At 73.8% G+C, this 20,246-nt stretch carries 10 protein-coding genes and 1 riboswitch; of the genes, 9 read left to right on the top strand and 1 reads right to left on the bottom strand.

Features of this window, described 5'->3' with window-relative positions:
* Positions 1-13: 13 nt before the first annotated feature.
* On the bottom strand, positions 14-11,236 hold the full coding sequence (locus tag WME76_RS01685; RefSeq protein ID WP_437958480.1) for a tetratricopeptide repeat protein: 11,223 nt from the start codon (positions 11,234-11,236) through the stop codon (positions 14-16).
* 244 nt (positions 11,237-11,480) lie between these two features.
* Here WME76_RS01685 and WME76_RS01680 point away from each other — a divergent pair, with 244 nt between their 5' ends.
* The 9 genes from WME76_RS01680 to WME76_RS01640 all read left to right on the top strand — a co-directional run bounded on the left by WME76_RS01680 (position 11,481) and on the right by WME76_RS01640 (position 20,232).
* A complete protein-coding gene (locus WME76_RS01680) occupies positions 11,481-12,371 on the top strand; it encodes a 3-hydroxyacyl-CoA dehydrogenase family protein (RefSeq protein ID WP_437958479.1) in 891 nt (296 codons plus the stop codon).
* A 585-nt stretch (positions 12,372-12,956) separates the two neighbouring features.
* On the top strand, positions 12,957-13,784 hold the full coding sequence (locus tag WME76_RS01675) for an enoyl-CoA hydratase/isomerase family protein (protein WP_437958478.1): 828 nt from the start codon (positions 12,957-12,959) through the stop codon (positions 13,782-13,784).
* Positions 13,785-14,715: 931 nt separating this feature from the next.
* Positions 14,716-14,921, top strand: a riboswitch (cobalamin riboswitch).
* A gap of 132 nt (positions 14,922-15,053) precedes the next feature.
* Positions 15,054-15,731, top strand: a complete 678-nt coding sequence (locus tag WME76_RS01670) for an energy-coupling factor ABC transporter permease (RefSeq protein ID WP_437292439.1) — start codon at positions 15,054-15,056, stop codon at positions 15,729-15,731.
* Positions 15,728-16,108 carry a hypothetical protein gene (locus WME76_RS01665; RefSeq protein WP_437958477.1) on the top strand — a complete coding sequence of 127 codons (381 nt, stop codon included), beginning with the start codon at positions 15,728-15,730 and terminating at the stop codon, positions 16,106-16,108. The genes WME76_RS01670 and WME76_RS01665 overlap by 4 nt, the downstream gene beginning before the upstream one ends.
* A complete protein-coding gene (locus tag WME76_RS01660) occupies positions 16,098-16,859 on the top strand; it encodes a CbiQ family ECF transporter T component (protein WP_437958476.1) in 762 nt (253 codons plus the stop codon). Before WME76_RS01665 ends, WME76_RS01660 begins: the two co-directional genes overlap by 11 nt.
* A complete protein-coding gene (locus WME76_RS01655; RefSeq protein WP_437958475.1) occupies positions 16,856-17,704 on the top strand; it encodes an energy-coupling factor ABC transporter ATP-binding protein in 849 nt (282 codons plus the stop codon). Before WME76_RS01660 ends, WME76_RS01655 begins: the two co-directional genes overlap by 4 nt.
* Positions 17,680-18,867 (top strand): CbiX/SirB N-terminal domain-containing protein, encoded by a 1,188-nt coding sequence (locus WME76_RS01650; RefSeq protein WP_437958474.1) that lies wholly within the window; start codon positions 17,680-17,682, stop codon positions 18,865-18,867. Before WME76_RS01655 ends, WME76_RS01650 begins: the two co-directional genes overlap by 25 nt.
* Before the next feature lie 197 nt (positions 18,868-19,064).
* Positions 19,065-19,475, top strand: a complete 411-nt coding sequence (locus tag WME76_RS01645; protein ID WP_437958473.1) for a DUF3209 family protein — start codon at positions 19,065-19,067, stop codon at positions 19,473-19,475.
* A 22-nt stretch (positions 19,476-19,497) separates the two neighbouring features.
* Entirely contained in the window at positions 19,498-20,232 is a 735-nt protein-coding gene (locus WME76_RS01640; protein WP_437958472.1) for an FAD-dependent oxidoreductase, read from the top strand.
* Positions 20,233-20,246: the final 14 nt, after the last annotated feature.

The following is a 20,246-nucleotide window of genomic DNA, read 5'->3' as shown; positions in this document are numbered from 1 at the left end:
CGGCGAGATTACGTCACTTCTTGAGCTGCGCCAGGAGCTCCTTCGCGGGGGCGAAGTCCCTGTCGTTGTCGAGCGCGCGCTCCAGCATCTGGATCGCCTTCTTGTCGTCGCTCTGACGGTGGCTGATGACGCCGAGGTAATAGAAGACCTCGCCCTTGCTGATCGGCGCGCCCTCGTCGAGCTTCTGCAGGAGCAGGGCGCGGAAGGTCTTCTGCGCGCGATCGATGTGCGCCGCCTTCGCCGCCGCGTCCTCGCTCGACTCCGACAGCTCCAGCGCCAGCACCCCGAGGTCGCGGAGGATGGCGATCGAGCCCGGGTCGATCTTGAACGCGACGTCGAGCTCGGCGAGCGCCCGGTCCCGCTGCCCCTCGGCCAGGTAGGCCTTGGCGAGGCGGTGGTGGATCGCGGCGAGGTCCTTCGAGCGGCGGCCGCCGTAGGACTCGACGATCTGCTGGAGCGCCTCGGCCGCCTTCTGGCCGCGGCCCGAGGCGCTGTAGGCGTCGCACAGCGCGAGCAGGAGCTCGCGATCGCCCGGGACGAGCTCGGTGGCCTTGACCAGGAGGTCGGCGGCGCGGCCGGGATCGTTCCGCTTCGTCAGGTGGATGCCGGCCGCCTTGCGGTAGAGCGCCACCTTCTCGGCCGGCTGCGTCGCCGTCTCCGCGTCGCCGGTGATGAGGTCGGCGAGCTCGGTGAAGGCCTGCTGCTTCTCGTAGAGGGCGAGGAGCTGCTTCCGGATGTCCTGCGCCGACCCGTCCGCCGCGAGGCCCCGCTCGAGCACCCGCCGGACCGCGCCCTCGTCGCCGAGGGAGCGGTGCAGGTCGGCGAGCCGGAGCGCCGTGCTCACCGCCTCCGGGCCGGCCGCGTCCTCGAGGATCACCTCGAGCCGCTGCGCCGCCTCGGCCTTCTCGCCGCGCTGCTCGTGCAGCCGGGCCAGCGCGAGGAGCGCGCCGGGGTGGCGCGGCTCGCGCTCGAGCACGGCGCGGTAGGTCTCGATCGCCCGCGCCGTGTCGTTCAGCCGGGTCTCGTAGACCTCGCCGAGGCGTACGCTGTACGACAGCTCCGCCGCGACGTCGCCGCGGTCCTTCGCGCGCTCGATCTGCGTCACGAACAGGTCCGACAGCTCCTGATCGCGGCCGGTCTTCTCGAGGAGCTGCGCGAGCAGGACCGTCGCCTTCTCGTTGTCGGGCTGCTCGTCGAGGACCGCGCGCAGGTGCTCGGTCGCCTCGCTCACGGCGTCGAGCCGCGAGAGGCAGATCTCGGCGCTCTCCAGGCGCAGCGCCGACCGGGCCTCGGGGGACTCGGCGAGGTCGGTGAGGCGCTCGAGCAGCGCGAGCAGCTCCTTGTGCTTGCCGGCCTTCGCGTAGAGCTCGCGCAGCGCCGTCGCCGCGCGCGCGTCGCCCGGATCCGCCTCGAAGAGCGTCTCGTAGAGCTCGATCGCCGCCGCCTCGTCGCCGAGCCGCTCGCGCGCGACCGCCGCGGCGGCGTGCCGCGCGTCGCGGATGCGCTCGGCCTCGGCGTAGAGCTCGGACTGCCGCACGAGCAGCCGGAAGACCTCCTTGTGGTCGCCCGCCTCCTCCCGCACCTTCGTGAGCTCGGCGAGCGCCCAGGTGTCGCCCTCGTCCGCCGCGATCATCTCGCGCAGGATCGCCTCGACGAGCTCCCGGTCGCCCAGCGCGCGCTCCGCGAGCTCCTTGGCCTCGCGCCGGAGCTCGCCCGCGGTCCCCTCCATGCCGTCGAGGGCCGCGATCCGCCGGAGCGTGCCGATGAGGTCGCGCTCGCGCCCCGGCGCCCGCTGGATCTCCTCGATCGAGCGCAGGATGTGCTCGCTCGTGGGATCGTGCGTGAGCGCCGCCTCGTACGCCGCCTCGGCGGCCTTCGCGTCGCCGACCTTGTTCTTCTGCCACTCGGCGATGCGCATCCAGAGGTCGCGCGCCGTGTCGCCGTCGAGGTCGGCCCCGGCCCGCACCGCCCGCTCCAGGGCTGCCGCGGCGCTCGCCCAGCCGCCCGTCAGCGGGGCGAGGCGCTCGATCTCGCCGAGCACGTCCGGGTCCGACGGGTCGTCGGCGAGCGCCTTCTCGAGGGTCTCCAGCGCCGCGCGCGGGTCGTTCGAGCGCACCTCGAGCACCTTGGCCAGGTCGAGGCGCATCCGGATCCGCTCCACGCCGGTCGGCGCGAAGCGGATGCGCTTCTCGTAGAGGCGCGCCAGCGCGGCGTTGTCGCCCCGCGTGCGGTAGACGCCCTCGAGCGCCTCGGCCGCCTCGTCGAAGAGCGCCGGATCCTCGGTGAGCGCCTCGAGCGCGGCGCTCGCCCGCTCGTGATCGACCGCGCGATCGAGCGCCTGCCGCAGGGTGTTCAGGCCCTGCGACTTGTCGCCGAACGACTCGATCTGGATCACCGCGAGCCGGTAGAAGAGGTCCGCCTGGTCGCGATCGGCGGGCGTGACCGCGACGCGCCGCTCGAGCACGTCCGCGAGCGCCTTCTCGTCGCCGAGCCGGCCGTACAGCCGGTCGAGCGCCTCGAGGAGCTCCGGCGTGTCGCCGGCGTGCTCGACGGCCTTGGCGTAGGCCTGGGCGCTGCGCCGGTCGTCCCTGAGCTTCTCCTCGGCGATGCGGCCGATCCGGAGGAACAGGTCCTTGGCGATCGTCGCGTCGAACGTGGACGCGGCCCGCTGCGCGAGCGCGTCGCAGTAGCGCCCGAAGCCGTCCGTGCGCTCCGCCAGCCGCTCGATCTCGCCGTGCAGCGACGCGTCGTCCGGCGCGTCCTCGAGGGCGCGGAGCAGCGCCTGCTCCGCCTCGATCGGCCGGCCGAGCTGCACGTCCTGCACCGCCGCGATCGCCCGGAGCGTCTCGGCGCGGTCGGCCGGCTCGGTCTGCGCGCGGAGGCGCAGCTCGAGCGCGGCCGCGAGCTCCTCGTGGCGGCCGGCCGCGCGCAGGACGGGCTCGAGCACCTGGGCGGCGTCGAGGCGCAGCTCCTCGCGGCCCTCGCCGATCGACCGGACCGCCCGGATGGCGTGGTCGTTCACCGGATCCTCGTCGAGGACGAGCCGGTACTGCTCGATCGCGTCGCTCGGGCTCTCGAGCTCCCCCGCGTAGAGGTCGCCGATCGCCGTCCGCAGCTTGATGCGCGCGTCCCTGTCCGCGGCGGCGCTCGCCTGGAGCGTGAGGTTCGAGAGGAGCTCGTCCCACATCCGCTCGGCGCGGTAGAGCCGCTCCAGCGCGGAGAGCACCGCCGGGTCGCCGGGCTTCGCGTCGAGCGCCGCGTTCAGCGCGGTGATCGCGTCGCGCGGGCTCGAGAGGTCCCTCTCGTAGCGCTCGGCGGCGCGCACGTTGAGGTCGTAGCGCAGCTCCTCCTCGTCGGGGCCCGCGAGCTCGACGCGGCGGCCGTAGAGCTCCACCAGCCGGCTCGCCGCGCCGCGCGGCTCGTGCAGCTCGATGAGCGCGTCGATGGTCATCGCGCTCTCGGGATCGAGCTCGAGCGCCCGCTCATACGCCTGGATCGCGCCCTCGGTGTCCTCGAGCATCTCGAGCTTGGTCTCGGCGATGCGCCGGCAGATCGAGGCGTTCTCCTCGTCCGACGCCATCTCGCTCTTCTTCTCGAGGACGGCGATGAGCGTGTCCCAGTCGCTGAGGAGCACGGCGAGCGTGTCCATCTGCTCGAGCGGCTCGGGGTCGCTCGGGTCGAGCGCGGACAGCCGCGAGTAGGCGCGGAGCGCCCGGCGCGGGTCGTCCACGCGCGTGTCGTAGACCTTGGCCAGCGACGAGAGCAGCTCGCGCTTCGTGAGCTCGTCGGACGTGATCGTCACGCCCTCCTCGAGGCTCCCCGCGAGCTCCTCCCAGGCGCCGAGCTGCTCGGCGAGCCGCTCGAGCTCGCCGCGCGTCTCGCCGTCGTCCGGATCGAGGCCGAACGCCGACCGGGTCGCGTCGAAGGCGCGCAGCTCGTCGTCGCCCCGCGTCTCCCAGAGCTTCGCCGTCTCGCGGAGCACCGCGACCTTCTCGCGCGCGTCCGTCGCGAGGCCGAACCGCTCCTCGTTGAGCCGGATGAGCTGCCGCCAGTCGTCCGCCCCCTCGTAGAGCGGCCGCAGGATCTCGACGACCCGCGCCTTGTGCTGCGGATCCTGGATGAGCGCCTCGAGCGCCCGGATCGCCTCGGCGTGCGTCGGCACCTCGCCGACGATCGCCTCGAGCTGATCGATCGCGCCCGCTGTGTCGTCCAAGCGCGTGCGCAGGAGCTCCGCCAGCGCGAGCCGGTAGGGCGCCGCGCGCTCGCCGTTCGGGGCCGCCTCGGCGCGGCGCAGGTAGAGATCGGCGAGGTCGCGCGGCCGGTCGAGCTCGCGGTAGAGCTCGGTCAGCGCGTCGAGCGCCCTGGCGTCGTCCTCGTCGACGTCCAGCGCCGCCCGGTACGTCTCGATCGCGCGCGCGGGCTCGCGGAGCTCCGTCCGCTCCAGGCGCGCGATCGTGTGCAGGGCGTCGAGCCGGTCCTCGTCCTTCCGGTAGTCGAGCGCCGCGCGGTAGAGCTCGATGCGCTCGGCGTGGCGGCCCTCCTTGATGAGCAGCCGGTCGATCGCGTCGAACAGCTCGCGCGAGTCCGGCTCGAACTCGTGCGCGCGCCGGTACCACTTCAGCGCGTCGGTCACGTCGCCGAGCTCGGCGTAGAGCTCGCCGGTGCGCCGGCTGAGCTTCGCGCTCGACGCGTCGTCCGAGGTGAGCTCGCCGAGCTCCGCCGCGTAGATCTCCGCAAGCCGCCGCTCGGCGCTCGCGACCTTCGCGAGCCGCTCGAGCTCCGCCCAGACCCCCTCGTCCGTGAGGTCCTCGTGGAGGAGCTTCGCCACGGTCTCCAGGGCGGCGCGGTAGTCCTCGAGCTGCTCCTCGTGCAGCGTCGCGAGGCGCTGCAGGAGGTCGCGGCGCTCGACCGGGTCCTGGCTCGCGGCGAGGCGCGCCTCGAGCGCGATCTTCACCCGGTTCCAGTCCGCCCGGCGCAGGTACACCGGCTCGAGCATCTCGCCCGCGCGCGCCCGGTGCTCGGCCTCGGCCGAGCCCTCGAGGATCGCCTCGAGCAGCGAGACGGCGCCCTCGTGCGCCGGATCGATGAGCAGCGCCTCGGAGAGCTCGTCGAACGCCCTCTGCAGGTCGCCCGTGTGCCGGTGCGCGACCAGCGCGATCTTGACGTGCAGCTCGGCGAGGTCGCCGGCGCGCACGTCGAGCTGCCGCTCGTAGAGCCGGATGAGGTCCTCGAAGCGCCCGGCCTCGCGGTAGAGGCTGTCCAGCGCCGCGATGGCGTCCGGGTGGAGCGTGATGTCGAGGATCGTCTCGTACGTCGCGATCGCCGCGGCCGGGTCCGCGAGCGGGCCCCGCTCGAGCTCGGCGATCCGGAACAGGAGCCCCGTCTTCTCCTCGTCGCCCTCGGCGTTCTCGACCCGGAGCTTCAGGATCTCGAGCAGCCGGCCCGCGTCGTTCGCCTCGCCGTAGAGCTCCTCGAGGGCGATCATCGCCCGCCGGTCGTCGCCGCGGGCCTCGAGCGCCTTCTTGTACTGCTCGACCGCGAGCTCGCGGTCGCCGAGCTTGTGCCGCGCGAGCTCGCCGACCCGGAGCCGGACGTTCTGCTGCACGTCGCCGTCGAGGATGTCCGGCGCGATGCGCTGGAACAGCTCGCACACCTCGGACCACCGCCCGGTGGCCTCGCCGAGCCGCTCGACCGTCGAGATCCAGGTGGTCACGTCGGGCTCGCCGGCCGCCTCGCGCACGCCGCGGAGCGCGTAGCCGAACGCCCGCGACGTGTCGCCGAGCGGCCCCTCCGCGGTGCGGAGCGCCTTCTGCAGCGTGTCGAGCCGCTCGCTCGGGAGGTCCGACGTCTCGACCTTGATCTCGAGCACCCGGAGGAGGCGCTCGGCGTCGCCGTCCGCCTCGTAGAGCGGCTCGAGCGTCTCGGCCGCGTCGCGCCGCGCGTCCTCGCGCTCGAGCATCGCCTCGAGGGCCGCGCGGCAGCGCGCGTTCGACGGGTCGAGCGAGAGCGCCTGGCGGTACGCCTCCAGCGCCCCCGCCGCGTCGGCCTGGTGCAGCCGCCGCACGTCGCCGAGCCGCGCCAGGAGGTCGAGCCGGGCGGGCGTCTCCACCGCGAGGGAGAGGTCCGTCTCCAGCGTGTCGGCGAGGTCGACCCAGCGCTCGTCGAGCTCGTAGAGCTCCTCGAGGGCCGCGAGGGTCGGGCGCTCCGGGCCGAACTCGTCGAGCACCGCGCGCCAGGCGTTGATCGCCTCGGGCACGTCCGCGAGCTTCTGCGCGAGCGTCTCGGCCGCCTTCGTCATGGCGCGCCGCCGCTCCTCCCCGTCCGCGGTCGACTGCTCCCGCGCCCGGAGCACGCCGACGAGCTCGCGCCACTGCGACGTCCGCTCGTAGAGCCGCTCGAGCGCCGCGAGCGCCGCCACGTCGGCGCTGTCGTCGCCGAGCCGCGCCTGCCACGCCTCGATCGCCTTGGCCGGGTCGTCGAGCACCGTCTCGTACAGGGTGCCGATGCGCTCGTAGAGCGACCGCCGCGTCTCGGCGTCCTCCTCGAGGCGCACCTCGATCGCGAGCACGCCCGCGAGCGCCTGGTGCTGCTCCTTCGCAGCGTAGATCCGGCCGAGCGCCTGCGCCGCCGGGATGACCAGCGCCGGGTCGGTCGGATCGATGGCGAGCACGCGCCGGTAGACCTTCTCGGCCCGGTCGGCGTCGCCGAGCAGGTCCTCGCAGATCCTCGCGACTTCCATCAGGATTTCGCCGCGGATCGAGGGCGTCCCGCAGGCGTCCGCGGCCGCCGTGAGCACCTCGGCGACCTGCTCGTGCTCGCCGAGGCGGCGGCCGATCTCGATGAGCCGCTCGCGCGCCGCGAGGTCCTCCGGCTCGAGCGGCAGGAGCTCCGACAGGCTGGCGAACGCGCCGGCGTCGTCCTTGAGCCGCTCGTCCTGGAGCACGCTGACCCGGCGGAGCAGCTCGCGCCGCTCCGCCTCCGTCTCCGCGCCCTCGCGGCGGATCTCGAGGACCCGCACGAGCTGCCGGATCTCGTCGCGCGCCTCGTACACCGCCTCGAGCACGCGCGCCGCCCGGAGCCGGAGCGCCCCGATGTCGAGCAGCCGCTCGACCAGCTCGCGCGCCTTCGGGTCGTTCTGCCGGATCCGGAGCACGTCCTCGAGGTGGCCGAGCGCCCCCTCGGGCTCGTGCAGCCGGTCGAGGTAGATGCTGCCGAGCGACAGCTTCATCTCCACGCTCTCCGACTCGGTCGCCGTCTTCAGGCGCTGCTCGAGGAGCGCCGCGAGGTCGCGGAAGCGACCCTCGCGCTCGTAGAGCTTCTCGAGCGAGTCGAGCGCCGCCGTGTAGAACGGGTCGAGCTCGAGGATGCGCTCGTAGTAGCCGATGGCCTTGGCCGCGTCGCCGATGATCTCCTCGGCGATCAGCGCCACCTCGTTGAGCAGCTCGATGCGCTCGGCCTGGTCGGTCGTGCCCTTCGCGGCGCGATCGTAGAGCTCCTCGAGCTCGCCCCAGCGCTCGGCCGCCGTCAGGATCTGCTTCAGCCGCTCGAAGGCGCGGTGGTTGTTCGGGTCGAGGTTCAGCACCCGCTCGAGGTACGGCCGCGCGCCCTCGGGGTCGCCGAGCTGCTCGTCGTGCAGGCTCGCCGCGCGCTCGCAGAGCTCGACCTCCACGGCGCTCCCGAGCACCTTGTCGCCCTCGGTGCGCCCCGCGACGAGGTGCACCCGGTAGGCCTCCGCCAGATCGGTCGGCCGGCCCGCGCGCCGCGACAGCTCCGCGGCGCGGTCCCAGAGCTCCAGGTCGTCCGAGAACTCGTGCAGCGCCCGGAGCAGCGCGTCGAACGCCGTCCCGGCCGCGTGCAGCTTCGTCTCCTCGACGTTCGCGAGCGTGACGTAGAGCTCGCGCCGCCGCGCTGGATCGCGCTCCGCCTCGAGGATCACCCGCAGGGCCATGGCCTCGCGCCGGTGGTTGCCGGTCTCGGCGTACTCGATCGCGAGCACCCGGGCCGCGCGCACGCGGGTCTCCGGGCGCTCGACGAGGCGCGAGAGGACGGCGATCGCGTCCGGGTCGTGCGCGGACAGGTCGAGCGCGCGCACCGCGGCCTCGAAGGCGTCCGCCGGCCGGTCCAGCCGGTCCAGGTAGAGCCCCGCGAGCTCGATCTCGCGCCGCGCCCGCTCGTCGCCGTCGCTGACGTCGCGGTGCGTGGCCACGATCTCGGCCGCTGCCTCGTACTCGCCCGCGGCGATGAGCAGGCGCGAGAGCACCCGCAGCGCGTCGACGCGCGCGGGCGTGAGCGCGATGACCTTGCGCAGCAGCTCGATCGCCTTCGCCGGGTCGCCGAAGACCTCCTCCTCGAGCGTCGCCCACTCCTCGAGGATCTCGGCGCGCTCCTCGCCCTCGACCTGGCTCGCCCGGAGGTCGAAGAGCCACCGCAGGTCCTCCTGCCGCTCGTTCGCGCGGAGGAGCGCGTCGAGCGCCCGCACCGTGCTGTCGTCGGACGGGTCGTCCTGGACGAGGCCGCGGTAGACGGTCACCGCCTCGTCGAGCTTGCCCATCTCGCGCGCGTACACCTCGGCGAGCTTCAGCCGCAGCGTGCGCTGCACGTCGGTCGGGAGGAACGTCGCCGTCCGGAGCCGGCCCTCGACCGCCTCGACGAACGGGGCCCAGGAGCCCGCCGCCCGCGACCAGGCCTCGAGCAGGTCGAGCCCCTCCTCGTCCGGCCTGAGCTCGTAGGCGCGGCGCGCGTAGCCGAGCGCGCTCGGCTTGTCCGAGAGCGGGCCGCCCGTCACCGCCGCGAGCTTGCGCAGCATGCCGACCTGCGCCTCGGCGTCGTCCGTCGCGTCGAGGAGGATCTCGTAGAGCGCCGGCAGCCGGGCCCACTTCTCCTCCTCCTCGTAGATCGGCACGAGCGCCGCGGCGGCGCGCGCGTCCTTCGGCGAGACGCTGAGCACGCGCTCGTACGAGCGCGCCGCGCGCTCGGGCGCCTTGAGCTGCTCCTCGAAGATCCGCGCCGCGCGGAACGAGATGTCGAGCTTCGTGGCCGGATCGGTCGCCTTGTCCGCCGCGCCCGAGAGGAAGTCCACGAGGCCCTCCCAGTCGTTCTGCGAGGCGTAGAGCTCCTCGAGCCCGTCCCAGTCGCCCGCGGCGAAGTACGCGTCGCGCAGGACGCGGAGCGCGCGCGCGTGCCCCGGCGAGAGCGTGAGCACGCGCCGCCACGTCCGCGCCGCCGCGGCCTGATCCTTGAGGCGCTCGGCGTACACGGCCCCGAGCTTCTGCAGCGAGACGAGCCGCGCCGCGTCGTCGGGCGCGAGGTCGACGCGCCGCTCCAGCACCTCGGCGACCGTGGCGAAGTCCTTCTCGCGCTCGGCCTGCTTCTCCAGCGCGTCGAGCACGCCGGGGGCGCTCGGATCGAGCTCGAGGATCTGCTTCTGCAGCGCGATCGCGTCCGCGCCGCGGTCGAGCCGCTCGGCGGCGAGCTTGGCCATCTCGCCGAGCAGCTCGATCTTCGCGGCGCCCTCGGCGCTCTCGAGCTTGCGCTCGTAGAGCGAGTAGAGCTGCGGCCAGGCGCGCCGCTTGAGGTAGAGCTCGCGGAGCTTCTGCTGCGCCTCCTCGTCGATCGGCTCGACCGTGAGCAGCGCCTCGTACGCGGCGATGGCGTTCTGCACGTTCGAGAACTGGTCGAACCAGCGCCGCGCGACCGCGCGGTAGAGCCCCGCCTTCTCGGCGCGGCTCTCGGTCAGCTCGGCGAGGCGCTGCTGGTACGAGAGCAGGTCGCGCCAGCGCCCGAGCGCCTCGTAGATGCGGGTGAGCTCCCGCACGGCGTCGACGTCCTTGTCGTCGAGCTGGACGATCTGGGTGAGCACCGTGACGAGCGCCGCGTCGTTCTTGGCGCGGTCGCGGTAGATCCCGGCGATCTCGCGGAGCACCGCGACCCGGCCGGCGACGTCGTCGGCCGGCGTGCGCTCGAGGTCCTGCCGGTGGAGCTCGACGAGGGCGTTGTACCCCTCGGTCTGGAGGTAGAGGCGCTTCAGGGCGTCGCGCGCCTGGCGGTTCTCCGGGTCGGTCCGGAGCACCGACTTGTACTGCTCGATCGCCTTGGCGGCGTTCTCCTGCGACTCGGCGAGGCGCGCGAGCTCGGTGGCGATGGCGCGCTTCTCGGCGCCGTCGGGCAGGGCGCGCTGCGCGTCGGTCAGGATCGTCGTGAGCCGCGGCTTGTCGCCGCGCTGCTCCAGGACCTCGCGGTAGAAGTTGAGCATGCCGGCGTGCGCGGGCTCGGCGCGGCGCACGCGGTCGAAGTAGGGCTCCGCCGCCTGGGGCTGGCCGCGCATGCGCCAGTGGACCATGGCGATCTGCACGAGCATGCCGAGCTCCTCGCCGGGCTTGACGCCGCCGCTGCGGAGCTGGTCCTCGTAGAGGGCGACGAGGCGATCCCAGTCGCCCGCGGCGGAGTACGCCTCGGCGAGGAACGAGAGCGCCTCGGGCTGGCCGGGCGAGAGGTCGAGCACCTCCTCGTAGGCCGCGATCGAGCGCGCCGGGTCGCTCAGGTGGGTCCGGATGGTGCGCGCCGCGCGGAGGCCCGCGGCGATGCGGTCCTCCTTGAGCTGGGCCTCGGCCTTGACGAGCGTCTGGACGCGGACGACCGCCTCGTAGTCGCCCGCGGTGGAGAAGGCGATCTCCGCGAGGCTCGCGGCGCGGCGGTTCCTGGGGTCGAGCTCGAGGGCGAGCTGGAGGAGCTCGGCGATCCGCTCGCCGAGCTCGGCGCGGCCGTAGCGGTAGCCGATGTCGGCGGCGCTCGTGTAGAGCGCGCTCTTGAAGGCGCCGTCGGTCGCGCCCTCGGCCTCGGCCACGTAACGGTCGACGAGGTCGCGCCACCGCTCGCGCTTCGAGGCGTCGGTCTCGAGCGCCTCGGCGGCGGCGTCGTCGTCGGGGCGCAGCTCGAGCAGCCGCTTGTAGGCGGCCGCGGCGCGGTCCACGTCGATGAGCTCCTCGTGGTAGACGCGGGCGAGCTCCGCCTGCATCGCGCCCTCGACGGCGCTCCCGGCGGCGAGCGCGATCTCCAGCTCGAGGAGCCGGGCGACGGCCTGCCACTCGTGCCGCTGCTCGTGCCGCGCGCGCGCCGAGCCGAGCAGGCGCTCGACGTCCCCGGCGCCCGCGCTGCTGGTCGGAGCGGTCACGCCCTCCGCGAGCTCGTTCCAGGCCGCCTCGTTTTCAGGCTCATCCTGCAGGCGCCCAAGGGCCATCCGAATCGTCTCAACGCTCATCGTCTCTCCGCGGACCTCGCGAATTCGGTCCGGTCCGTTCACGGGCCGGCCGAAGATAGCCGGGCGGACGACACGGTTTCAAGGATCCTCGCCCCCGCGGGTCGGGAAGCGCGGGCGGAGCTTTCGCGCGCTTCTGCGCCGGGGACGTCCGCCGGCCGCGGGGCGCGGGATCGGCGGGATCGGCGGTTCACCGCGCGCGCGGCTTCGGCTATCAACCGCGGCCATGGAAGCTACGACGATCAAGCGCTTCGGGGTGATCGGCGCGGGCCAGATGGGGCGAGGCATCGCCCAGGTCGCCGCGGCCGCGGGCCTCGAGGTGGTCCTGTGCGACGTCTCTAGGTCGCTGGCCGAGTCGGGCAAGGCCCAGATCGCCGCGATCCTCGCGAAGCAGGTGGAGAAGGGCAAGATGGCCGCCGAGGCGCGGGAGGCGCTCCTCGGCCGGGTCGCGGTGGCCGACGGCATCGCCGGGCTGTCGGAGATCGACCTGGCGGTCGAGGCGGTGACCGAGAGCTTCGACGTCAAGAGCGGCATTTTCAAGCTCGCCGACGCGGCGATGCCGAAGGGGGCGATCCTGGCGTCGAACACGTCGTCGATCTCGATCACGCGGCTCGCGGCGGTGACCAGCCGGCCTGAGCTGGTCATCGGCATGCACTTCATGAACCCGGTGCCCCTGATGAAGCTGGTCGAGCTCGTCCGCGGGGTGCAGACGTCGGACGCGACGTACGAGGCCGTCCGGGCGCTCGCGGTGGGGCTCGGCAAGACGGTGATCACGTCGAAGGACCAGCCGGGGTTCATCGTGAACCGGATGCTGATCCCGTTCCTCAACGAGGCGTGCTTCGCGCTCCAGGAGGGGCTGTCGACGCCGGAGGACATCGACGCGGGGGCGCGGCTCGGGCTGAACCATCCGATGGGGCCGCTCGAGCTGGCGGACCTGATCGGGCTCGACACGGTGCTGTCGATCGCGGAGGTGCTGCACCGGGAGTTCGGGGACTCGAAGTACCGGGCGCCCACGCTGCTGCGGAACCTGGTGGCGGCGGGGTGGTACGGGAAGAAGAGCGGGCGGGGGTTCTACGTGTACGACGACAAGGGGCAGAAGACGGGGCGGGCGGTGTAGGATCCTGCAGCGGAGCCAGCGGTGTAGGATCCTGCAGCGGAGCCAGCGGGGGAGGGGGCGCCGCGCGGGGGGCCGGCGGGGGCCCCTCCCACAAACTCGCGCCTTTTGGGGGGCTATTGCCGTGGGAGAGGGTGGGTCGGTCCGGGAGGGCATCTCGAGGAGCGGGCCGGCGCTCGGGTTTGTGGGGCCCTACCCCGCCGGCCCCCCGCGCGGCGCCCCCTCCCCCGCTGGCTCTCTCTGAGGGGCGGTGGGGGGGTGGGGGTTGGCAATGACTGCGTCGGCCACCCCAGATCAGCGGATGACGCGGTCGGGGAAGATCTGTGGCCGAGATTCGAGCGGTCCCAGCAGAGATGGCAGTACCGCAGAATGGTTGACGGGCCCCCTCCTGCCCAAAAACAAGGGCCTTCCGCGCGCCAGGACTCGTGCCCTCGGAGCGATGAGCAGCGGTACCAGGCTCGCCGGCTCGCTCGCTCGTCGCGTCAGCCACGGTCCTCAGCATAGCAGCCCCGGGCGGGCACATCACGGCGCCTCCCGCGGCGCTCGGCCGCGCTTCCCCCCGGCGCGGCGCGCTGCTAACCACCGGTCATGACCGCTCAAGAACAGCAGCCGGGGGTCCCTGCTCGCGGTGCCCTCCAGTTCGTCGCCGTCGAGCGCGCGGGGCACGTCGCCACCGTGACCATCCAGCGACCCGACAAGCTCAACGCCCTGAACCCCGCCGTGCTCGGCGACCTCACCGCCGCCTTCCAGGAGCTCCTCGCGCCCGCCGAGGGCGACGAGGTCCGCGCGGCCGTGCTCACCGGGGCCGGCAAGGCGTTCGTCGCGGGCGCCGATATCGCCGAGATGGCGGCCATGAACAGCATCGCCGCGAAGCGGTTCGCGGACGCGGGACACCGGCTCGCCGACCTCATCGAAACGGCGCCGTTCCCGGTGATCGCCGCCGTGAACGGCTTCGCGCTGGGCGGCGGGTGCGAGCTCGCCCTCGCGTGCGACTTCATCTACGCGGCGGAAGGCGCCAGGCTCGGGCAACCCGAGGTGAACCTGGGCGTCATCCCGGGGTTCGGCGGGACCCAGCGATTGCTGCGCCGGGTCGGCGTCGGCCGGGCCCGCGAGCTCGTCTATTCAGGAGACATGATCACCGCCGAACAGGCGCTCGCCATCGGGCTCGTCAACGCCGTCTTCCCGGCCGCCGAGCTCCTCGCGCGCGCCCGCGAGACCGCCCTCAAGATCGCCTCGCGCGGGCCGCTCGCCGTCGCCGCCGCCAAGCGCGTCCTCCTGCGCGGCGAGAGCCTCGACCTCGCCGCCGCCAACGAGCTGGAAGCCCAGGCGTTCGCCGCCCTCTTCGGCAGCGAGGACCAGAAAATCGGAATGAAAGCGTTCCTGTCGAAATCGCAGGCCGCATTCACCGGGAAGTGACGAACAGCGCATAAAAAAAGACCGCGCATCATGCCGGAGGGGGGACCCAACATGAGCGCGGCGGGGGAACCGCGCCGGAACACCAACCGTCCGCCGCGGCGTACAAGAAAGACCGCATGCGCTCCGGGCTGGGGGGCTGCGCCGGCGCGCATGCGGTGACCAGAGTGTGGCACCCGAGAGCCCGCTGTCGATAACAAAGTGCAAGGCGTGCGCGCCGGTGCGCGAATCGCTCACGCCACGAAGGCAGCCGGGCGACCACGCGCGCACGCCCGAATTCATGGAATGCACGTCCGAGCCGGGCATACCCATCCATACGAGACAGCATTCGACGCGACGAGCTCTTCGGGTCCCGAGAAGAGAGAGCACCAAAGCCCGCTCGCCTCGTCAATCCGCGCTCGGCACGACGCAGCACGGCAGGCGCTGGACGTCGGCTCATGTAAGTAAAGAGCCAGGACGAACCAAGCGCCCTGCGACGAGAAACGTAGCGGCGCTCACGACCGAACCCGCAAGAAACCCCCTGTGAACGCATTCCCAGGCGGGCGCCGGGCGAGCAGCGTCCAGGCGCGTGGAAAGTAAAGTGTGTTTACCACGGAAGCACGAAGGCCAGAAAGTGACCAATCGGCCCCGGTCGTGCGTCTCGGTCAATTTCTCGGCCTCCAGCAATGCGTTGATGGATAAGGAGAAGCTCGCTCCCTGACGCCGCCTGGCTGCTCGGCGGGCGGAACATCGCGCGCGCGGCGCACCACGGCGGCACCGGACCGTCCGCTCGCGGGCACGTGAGGCGCGACGCGGGAGGCGAGCACGGCGAGCCACGGCGAAGAGCGCCGGCCCCTCGGACGAGGGCCAGGACGGCACAGGGCGGGCTGGACGGCGAGGGCGCGGCGCGACCTCCTTGACGCCGGGCGCGAAACGGGACTACCGAGCATCCATCTGACAATCTGTTTCCTCGGGTGCCCTCAGGGGCATAACAGGGAAGCCGGTGCGAATCCGGCGCGGTCCCGCCACCGTGAATGGGGAGCTGCATCCGAAGACCACTGGGCCTCCTGAAGAGACCCGGGAAGGTGGACGCAGCGCCGGGAGCTCGAACAGCTCCCCGAACCCATGAGCCGGGAGACCTACCCGAGTCCCACGAGGTGCAGCTTGCGCACGTCTTCGTGGCGTTCGGGTGCGGACTTCACCCGGAGCGCCAACATCGGTCTTCCCGGCCGCCCCGTCGTCCTCTTTACCGCGTTCCTGGCCGCATCGCTCGCCGTGAGGCCCGCGGCCGCGATGCACCTCGCGGAGGGCGTCCTGCCGCTCGGGTGGTGCGCGGTCTGGAACGCGCTCGCCCTGCCCTTCGTCGCGATCGCCCTCCACCTGCTCCGGCAGCGCACCCAGCAGGACGCCTTCTACAAGCCGTTCGTCGGCCTCGTCGCCGCCGCCGTCTTCGCGATCTCGTGCATGCCCGTGCCGGTGCCGACCGCGGGGACGTGCTCCCACCCGTGCGGCACCGGGCTCGCCGCGGTGCTCATCGGGCCCTGGATGACCGTCCTCGTCACCGTGGTGGCGCTCCTCATCCAGGCCCTCTTCCTCGCGCACGGCGGGCTCACCACGCTCGGCGCCGACGTCGCGTCGATGGGCATCGCGGGCGCCTTCACCGGGTACCTCGCCTTCCGGCTCGCGCGGCGCTGCGGCGCGAACCTGTGGGTCGCGGGGTTCCTCGCCGGCGTGACGTCGGACTGGGCGACGTACGCGACGACGGCGCTCGAGCTCGCCCTCGGGCTCGCCGGCGAGGGGTCGGTGACGTCCATGTTCACGGCCGTCGCGCTCGCCTTCGTCCCCACCCAGCTCCCGCTCGGCCTCCTCGAGGGCGCCATGACCGCCGGGGCCCTCGTCTTCCTGCGCTCCCGGCGGCCCGACATCCTGGAGCGGCTCCGGGTCGTCCCGCTCGCCGCGGGGGCGTCGTGACCCGTCCGCCGAGGCTGCACCGGCCGGCCGCGGCGCTCTGGCGCGCCGCGCTGCCGCTCGCCGCGGCGCTCCGGCTCACCGCCGCGCTGCCGCTCGCCGCGCTGCCGCTCGCCGCGGCGCTCTGGCTCGCCGGGTGCGGCGACGCGTCCTGGGACGGCGTCGACGAGGCCGTTGTCCGCCGCGTCGCCGAGGACGCGGGGCGCCACGACACGGGGCCGCTCTTCGCTGGCCTGGAGGGCGACCTCCTCCTCTTCGCGTTCCTCTGGGCAGGGCTCCTCGCCGGCTTCGCCGTCGGCTACTTCTCGCGCGTGCTCTTCGTGGAGCGCGCCGATCAGCCCGCCGCGAAGGCCGGCGGCGACGAGCTCCGTGCGGAGTGACCCGCCCGCGCCGCCCCGCGGCCGGCTCCGCGACGTGGACGCCCGGCTCCGCCTCGGGGCCGCCGTGGCGGCGTGCTGCGTCGCCGCGGGCGCGCGCTCGCCCTGGACGCCGGCCGCGCTGCTCGTCCTCGCCTGCACGGCCCTCCGGCTCCAGGGCCTGACCGCGGGCGCCATCCTCCGCGCCTTCGCGCCCGCCGCGTGGATCGGCGGCGTCGCGGCGGCGCTCGCGCTCGCGCTCACCCCGGGCGAGCCGCTGCTCGCCGGCGCGGCGTTCCCGCTCGACGCGCTCACGCGCGAGGGCGCCCGCCGCGCCGCGGCGATCGGCGCGCGCGTCCTCGCGGCGGCCGCGGTGCTCAAGTGGCTCTCCCGCGCGGCCGCCCCCGCCGAGATCGAGGCGGCCCTGGCCGGGCTCGGCGCGCCCGCGGCGCTCGTCGAGCTGCTCGCGCTGGCGCGGCGCTTCGCCGGCGTGCTGCAGCGCGCGGCCGACAGCGCGTGGAGCGCCGCCGCCCTCCGCGGCGGGTTCACGCGGCCGGCCGCCGCCGCGCGCTCGGCCGGCGCGGTCGCCGGCGTCGTGGCGCTCCGGACGCTGGAGCGCTCCGAGCACGCCGCCGTCGCGATGCAGCTCCGCGGCTACCGGGGGAAGCTCCCGGTCGCCGACCGCCGCGCGAGCGCGCCCGCAGCGAACCTCGCGTTCGCCGCCGCCGCCGCCCTGGCGCTGACGCTCTGCGTGGCCGCGGGAGGCGCGGGGTGAGCGCGATCGCGCTGCGCCCCCCGGCGATCGCGCTGCGCGCCCCGGCGATCGGCTACCGCGGCGGCGCGGCCGTGCTGCGCGACGTGCGCCTCGACGTCGCCGAGGGCGAGTCCGTGGCGGTGCTCGGCGGCAACGGCGCCGGCAAGACCGCGCTGCTCCGCGCGCTCGTCGGGCTCCTCCCCGCGCCCGGCGGCGGCGTCGAGATCGCGGGCCGCCGCGTGGGCTCGCCGTCGGACGCTGTCGCCGCGGGCGCCGCGCTCGTGCTCCAGGACCCGGACGACCAGCTCCTCGGCGCGACCCTCCTCGACGACGTCCTGTTCGGCCCGCGGAACCTCGGCCTGCCCGCCCCCGAGGCGCGGCGCCGCGCGGAGGCGGCGCTCTCCGCCGTGCAGATCGCGCACCTCGCCGATCGCGCGATCGAGGCGCTGAGCTTCGGCGAGCGCAAGCGCGCGTGCATCGCCGGGATGCTCGCGATGCAGCCGCGCGTCCTGCTGCTCGACGAGCCGACCGCGGGGCTCGACCCCGAAGGCGAGCTCGCCCTGTGCCGGACGCTGCGCGCGCTCTCGGAGCAGCAGGGGACCACGCTCGTGACCGCGACGCACGCGGTCGATCTCGTGCCGCTCTTCGCCACGCGCGCGGTCCTGCTCGGCGACGGGCAGGTGCTCGCGGACGGGCCGCCGCGGGAGGTGTTCGCGCGGGGGGAGCTCCTCGCGCGGGCGCGGCTCAGGCGGCCGTGGGTCGCGGAGCTCTGGACCCGGATGACGTCGGCCGAGCCGCGCGGCCGCGCAGGACTTCCGCTCACCCTGGAGGAGGCGCTCGCATGCATGACGAAGGGCTCCTGCTGATCGGCCACGGCAGCCGCGACGCCGCGTCGAACGCCGAGTTCGAGGCGCTCGTGGCCGAGCACCGCGCGGCGCGGCCCGGGATCGTCGTGCAGCACGGGTACATCGAGCTCGCGACGCCGCACCTCGCCGACGCGCTCGCGGCGCTCGCGGCGCAGGTGTCCCGGGTGGCCGTCGTGCCGCTCTTCCTGTTCGCGGCGGGGCACGTGAAGAACGACATCCCGCTCGCGCTCGAGCAGGCGCGGACCGCCTTCCCGGGCGTGCGCTTCTCCGCGGCGCGGCCCCTCGGCGTGCACCCGGCGCTCGCGGAGATCGCCTTCGAGCGGGCGGCGTCCGTGCTGCCGGAGGATCCGGCGGCGCGCGCCCGCACGGCGCTCGTCGTGGTGGGGCGCGGGGCCAGCGACCCGGACGCGAACGGCGACTTCTGCAAGATGGCGCGGCTCATCGGCGAGGGCCGGGGGCTCCAGCTCGTCGAGCCGACGTTCATCGGCATCACCCGGCCCTCGGTCGAGGAGACGCTGGAGCGCGTCGCGCGCCAGCGGCCCGAGCGCGTCGTGGTCGTCCCCTACTTCCTCTTCGCCGGGCGGCTCATGACCAAGCTCGCCGAGCAGGTCGATCGCTTCTCGGCGACGTACCCGTGGATCCGCGCGTCGCTCGCGCCGCACCTCGGCCGATCGAGCGCGCTGTCCGGCCTCATCGACGAGCGCGCGCGCCAGGCGCTCGCCGGCGAGGCGCCGCTGCCCTGCGACACCTGCATGTACCGCACCGCCCTGCCAGGGCTCGCGCGGGAGGTCGGCGGGCTGAAGGCGATGCTCTACAGCGTGCGCCACACGCTGACGCACACGCAGGCGTCGAACCACCCGCACGCGCACCGCTCGCTGCGCAAGCACGTGCTCGTCTGCGGCAACGCCGACTGCGTGGACCGCGGCAGCCTGGCGCTGCTCGAGGCGCTGCGCCGGCGCCTGAAGCAGGCGGGCCAGCAGCAGCAGATCCGCGTGACGAGGACGTCATGCATGGGGCGCTGCGGCGAGGGGCCGACGGTGGCCGTCTACCCGGATGGCGTCTGGTACCGGGGCGTCCGCGAGGAGGACGCGAAGGACCTCGTGGAAGAACACCTGCTCGGCGACCGCCTCGTGGCGCGGCTCGTCGACGACATCATGCAATGATGGATCGCGCCTCGCTACGGCTCGGCCAGGACGATGATCCGATCGCCTTTCGCGAGCGTCCGCCGCGGGCGCCTCACGGGTGTCGATCGCGCGACGCGGGGGCCCGCCTGGCATGGACGCGGCGCCCGTCGAACCGCGTCGTCCGCGCCTTCCCGCCCTCCTCCCTAGCTGGTAGGAGGCCGCACAGGAGAACCGATATGGCCTGTCACGAGATCGCCGCGCTCCGCCTTGGGCTCATGAACATCCTCGGCATCGACGACCCGGGCGAGCGCGCGCACGAGCTCGCCGAGCTCGGCCCCGCGGCGGCCGAGCCGGGTCCGGTCTCGGCGATGCTGCGCGCCGGAGATCTGAGGAACCTCGCGCGCCTGTTCGAGGGGTCGCTCGCCGAGCTCCAGGAGAAGGTCGCGAAGACCCCGGCGGGGGACGCGAAGCTGCCTTACCTGCGCTCGCTGCTCATCCTCACGAAGCAGGTCGAGCTCGACCTGCGCGCCCAGGTCGACGGGCTCGGCCGGCTCTACCGGGAGCTCGAGGAGATGCACGACTTCGTGCACGAGATCTACCCGGCAGAGCAATCCGAGGAATCAGACCAAGCAGCGCAGGCCGAGTGAGCCGAGGAGACGGAGTCGACCCATGGCCCAGGGCAGCGCGAAGATCAGGATCGCCCACGCAGCGCCGATCGGGCAGGGCGCCCGGCTGCTGCGCGTCGAGCGCGTCGACGGCGCGGAGCTCGGCTTCGCCGGCGGGCAGTACGTGATCATCAACAGCGGGGTCACCCTGCCCGGCGGCAAGCTCGCGAAGCGCGCCTACTCGATGCTCTCGAGCGACGCCGAGCAGCGCACCGTCGAGATCGCGGTCAAGCGCATCGGCGCCGGGCCGGCGTCGAACGTGCTCAACGACATCGCCGTCGGCGCGGAGCTCGAGTGGAGCGGCCCCTGGGGCAAGCTGCGGCTCCCGCCCGGCTTCTCCGGCCGCGCGCTCGTGATCGCCACCGACACCGGGATCACCGCGGCGCTCGGGATCGCGCGGAGCGCGGCCGCCGCCGGCGCCGCGCAGCTCGACCTGCTCTGGCTCGTCGAGGACGACGGCTATTTCGTCTCCGAGGCGTTCGTCCGCGAGCGCCTCCCCGCCGCCGCCCGCCTGACGGTCGCCGGCGGCTTCCTCCCTGTCGGCCACCCCGAGCGGCCGGCGCGCGCGTGCGCGCTCGTCGGCGACCACGTCGCCGGCGGCCCCCGCGACGCCGTGCTCTGCGCGGGCGACGGCGCCGTCATCTACCCGATCCGCGACCGGCTCGCCTCGCTCGGCGCGCCGGAGGGCAGCGTGCTCCTCGAGAGCTTCTTCAACAACCCGCTGAAGAAGTCGTTGTAATCGTTCAGGATTCT

It is taken from the genome of Sorangium sp. So ce119, assembly GCF_051524405.1.
Classification (GTDB): Bacteria; Myxococcota_A; Polyangia; order Polyangiales; family Polyangiaceae; genus Sorangium; species Sorangium cellulosum_G.
Note: the sequence above shows the minus strand (reverse complement) of the source record. Positions and strands in the feature narration are given on the sequence as shown.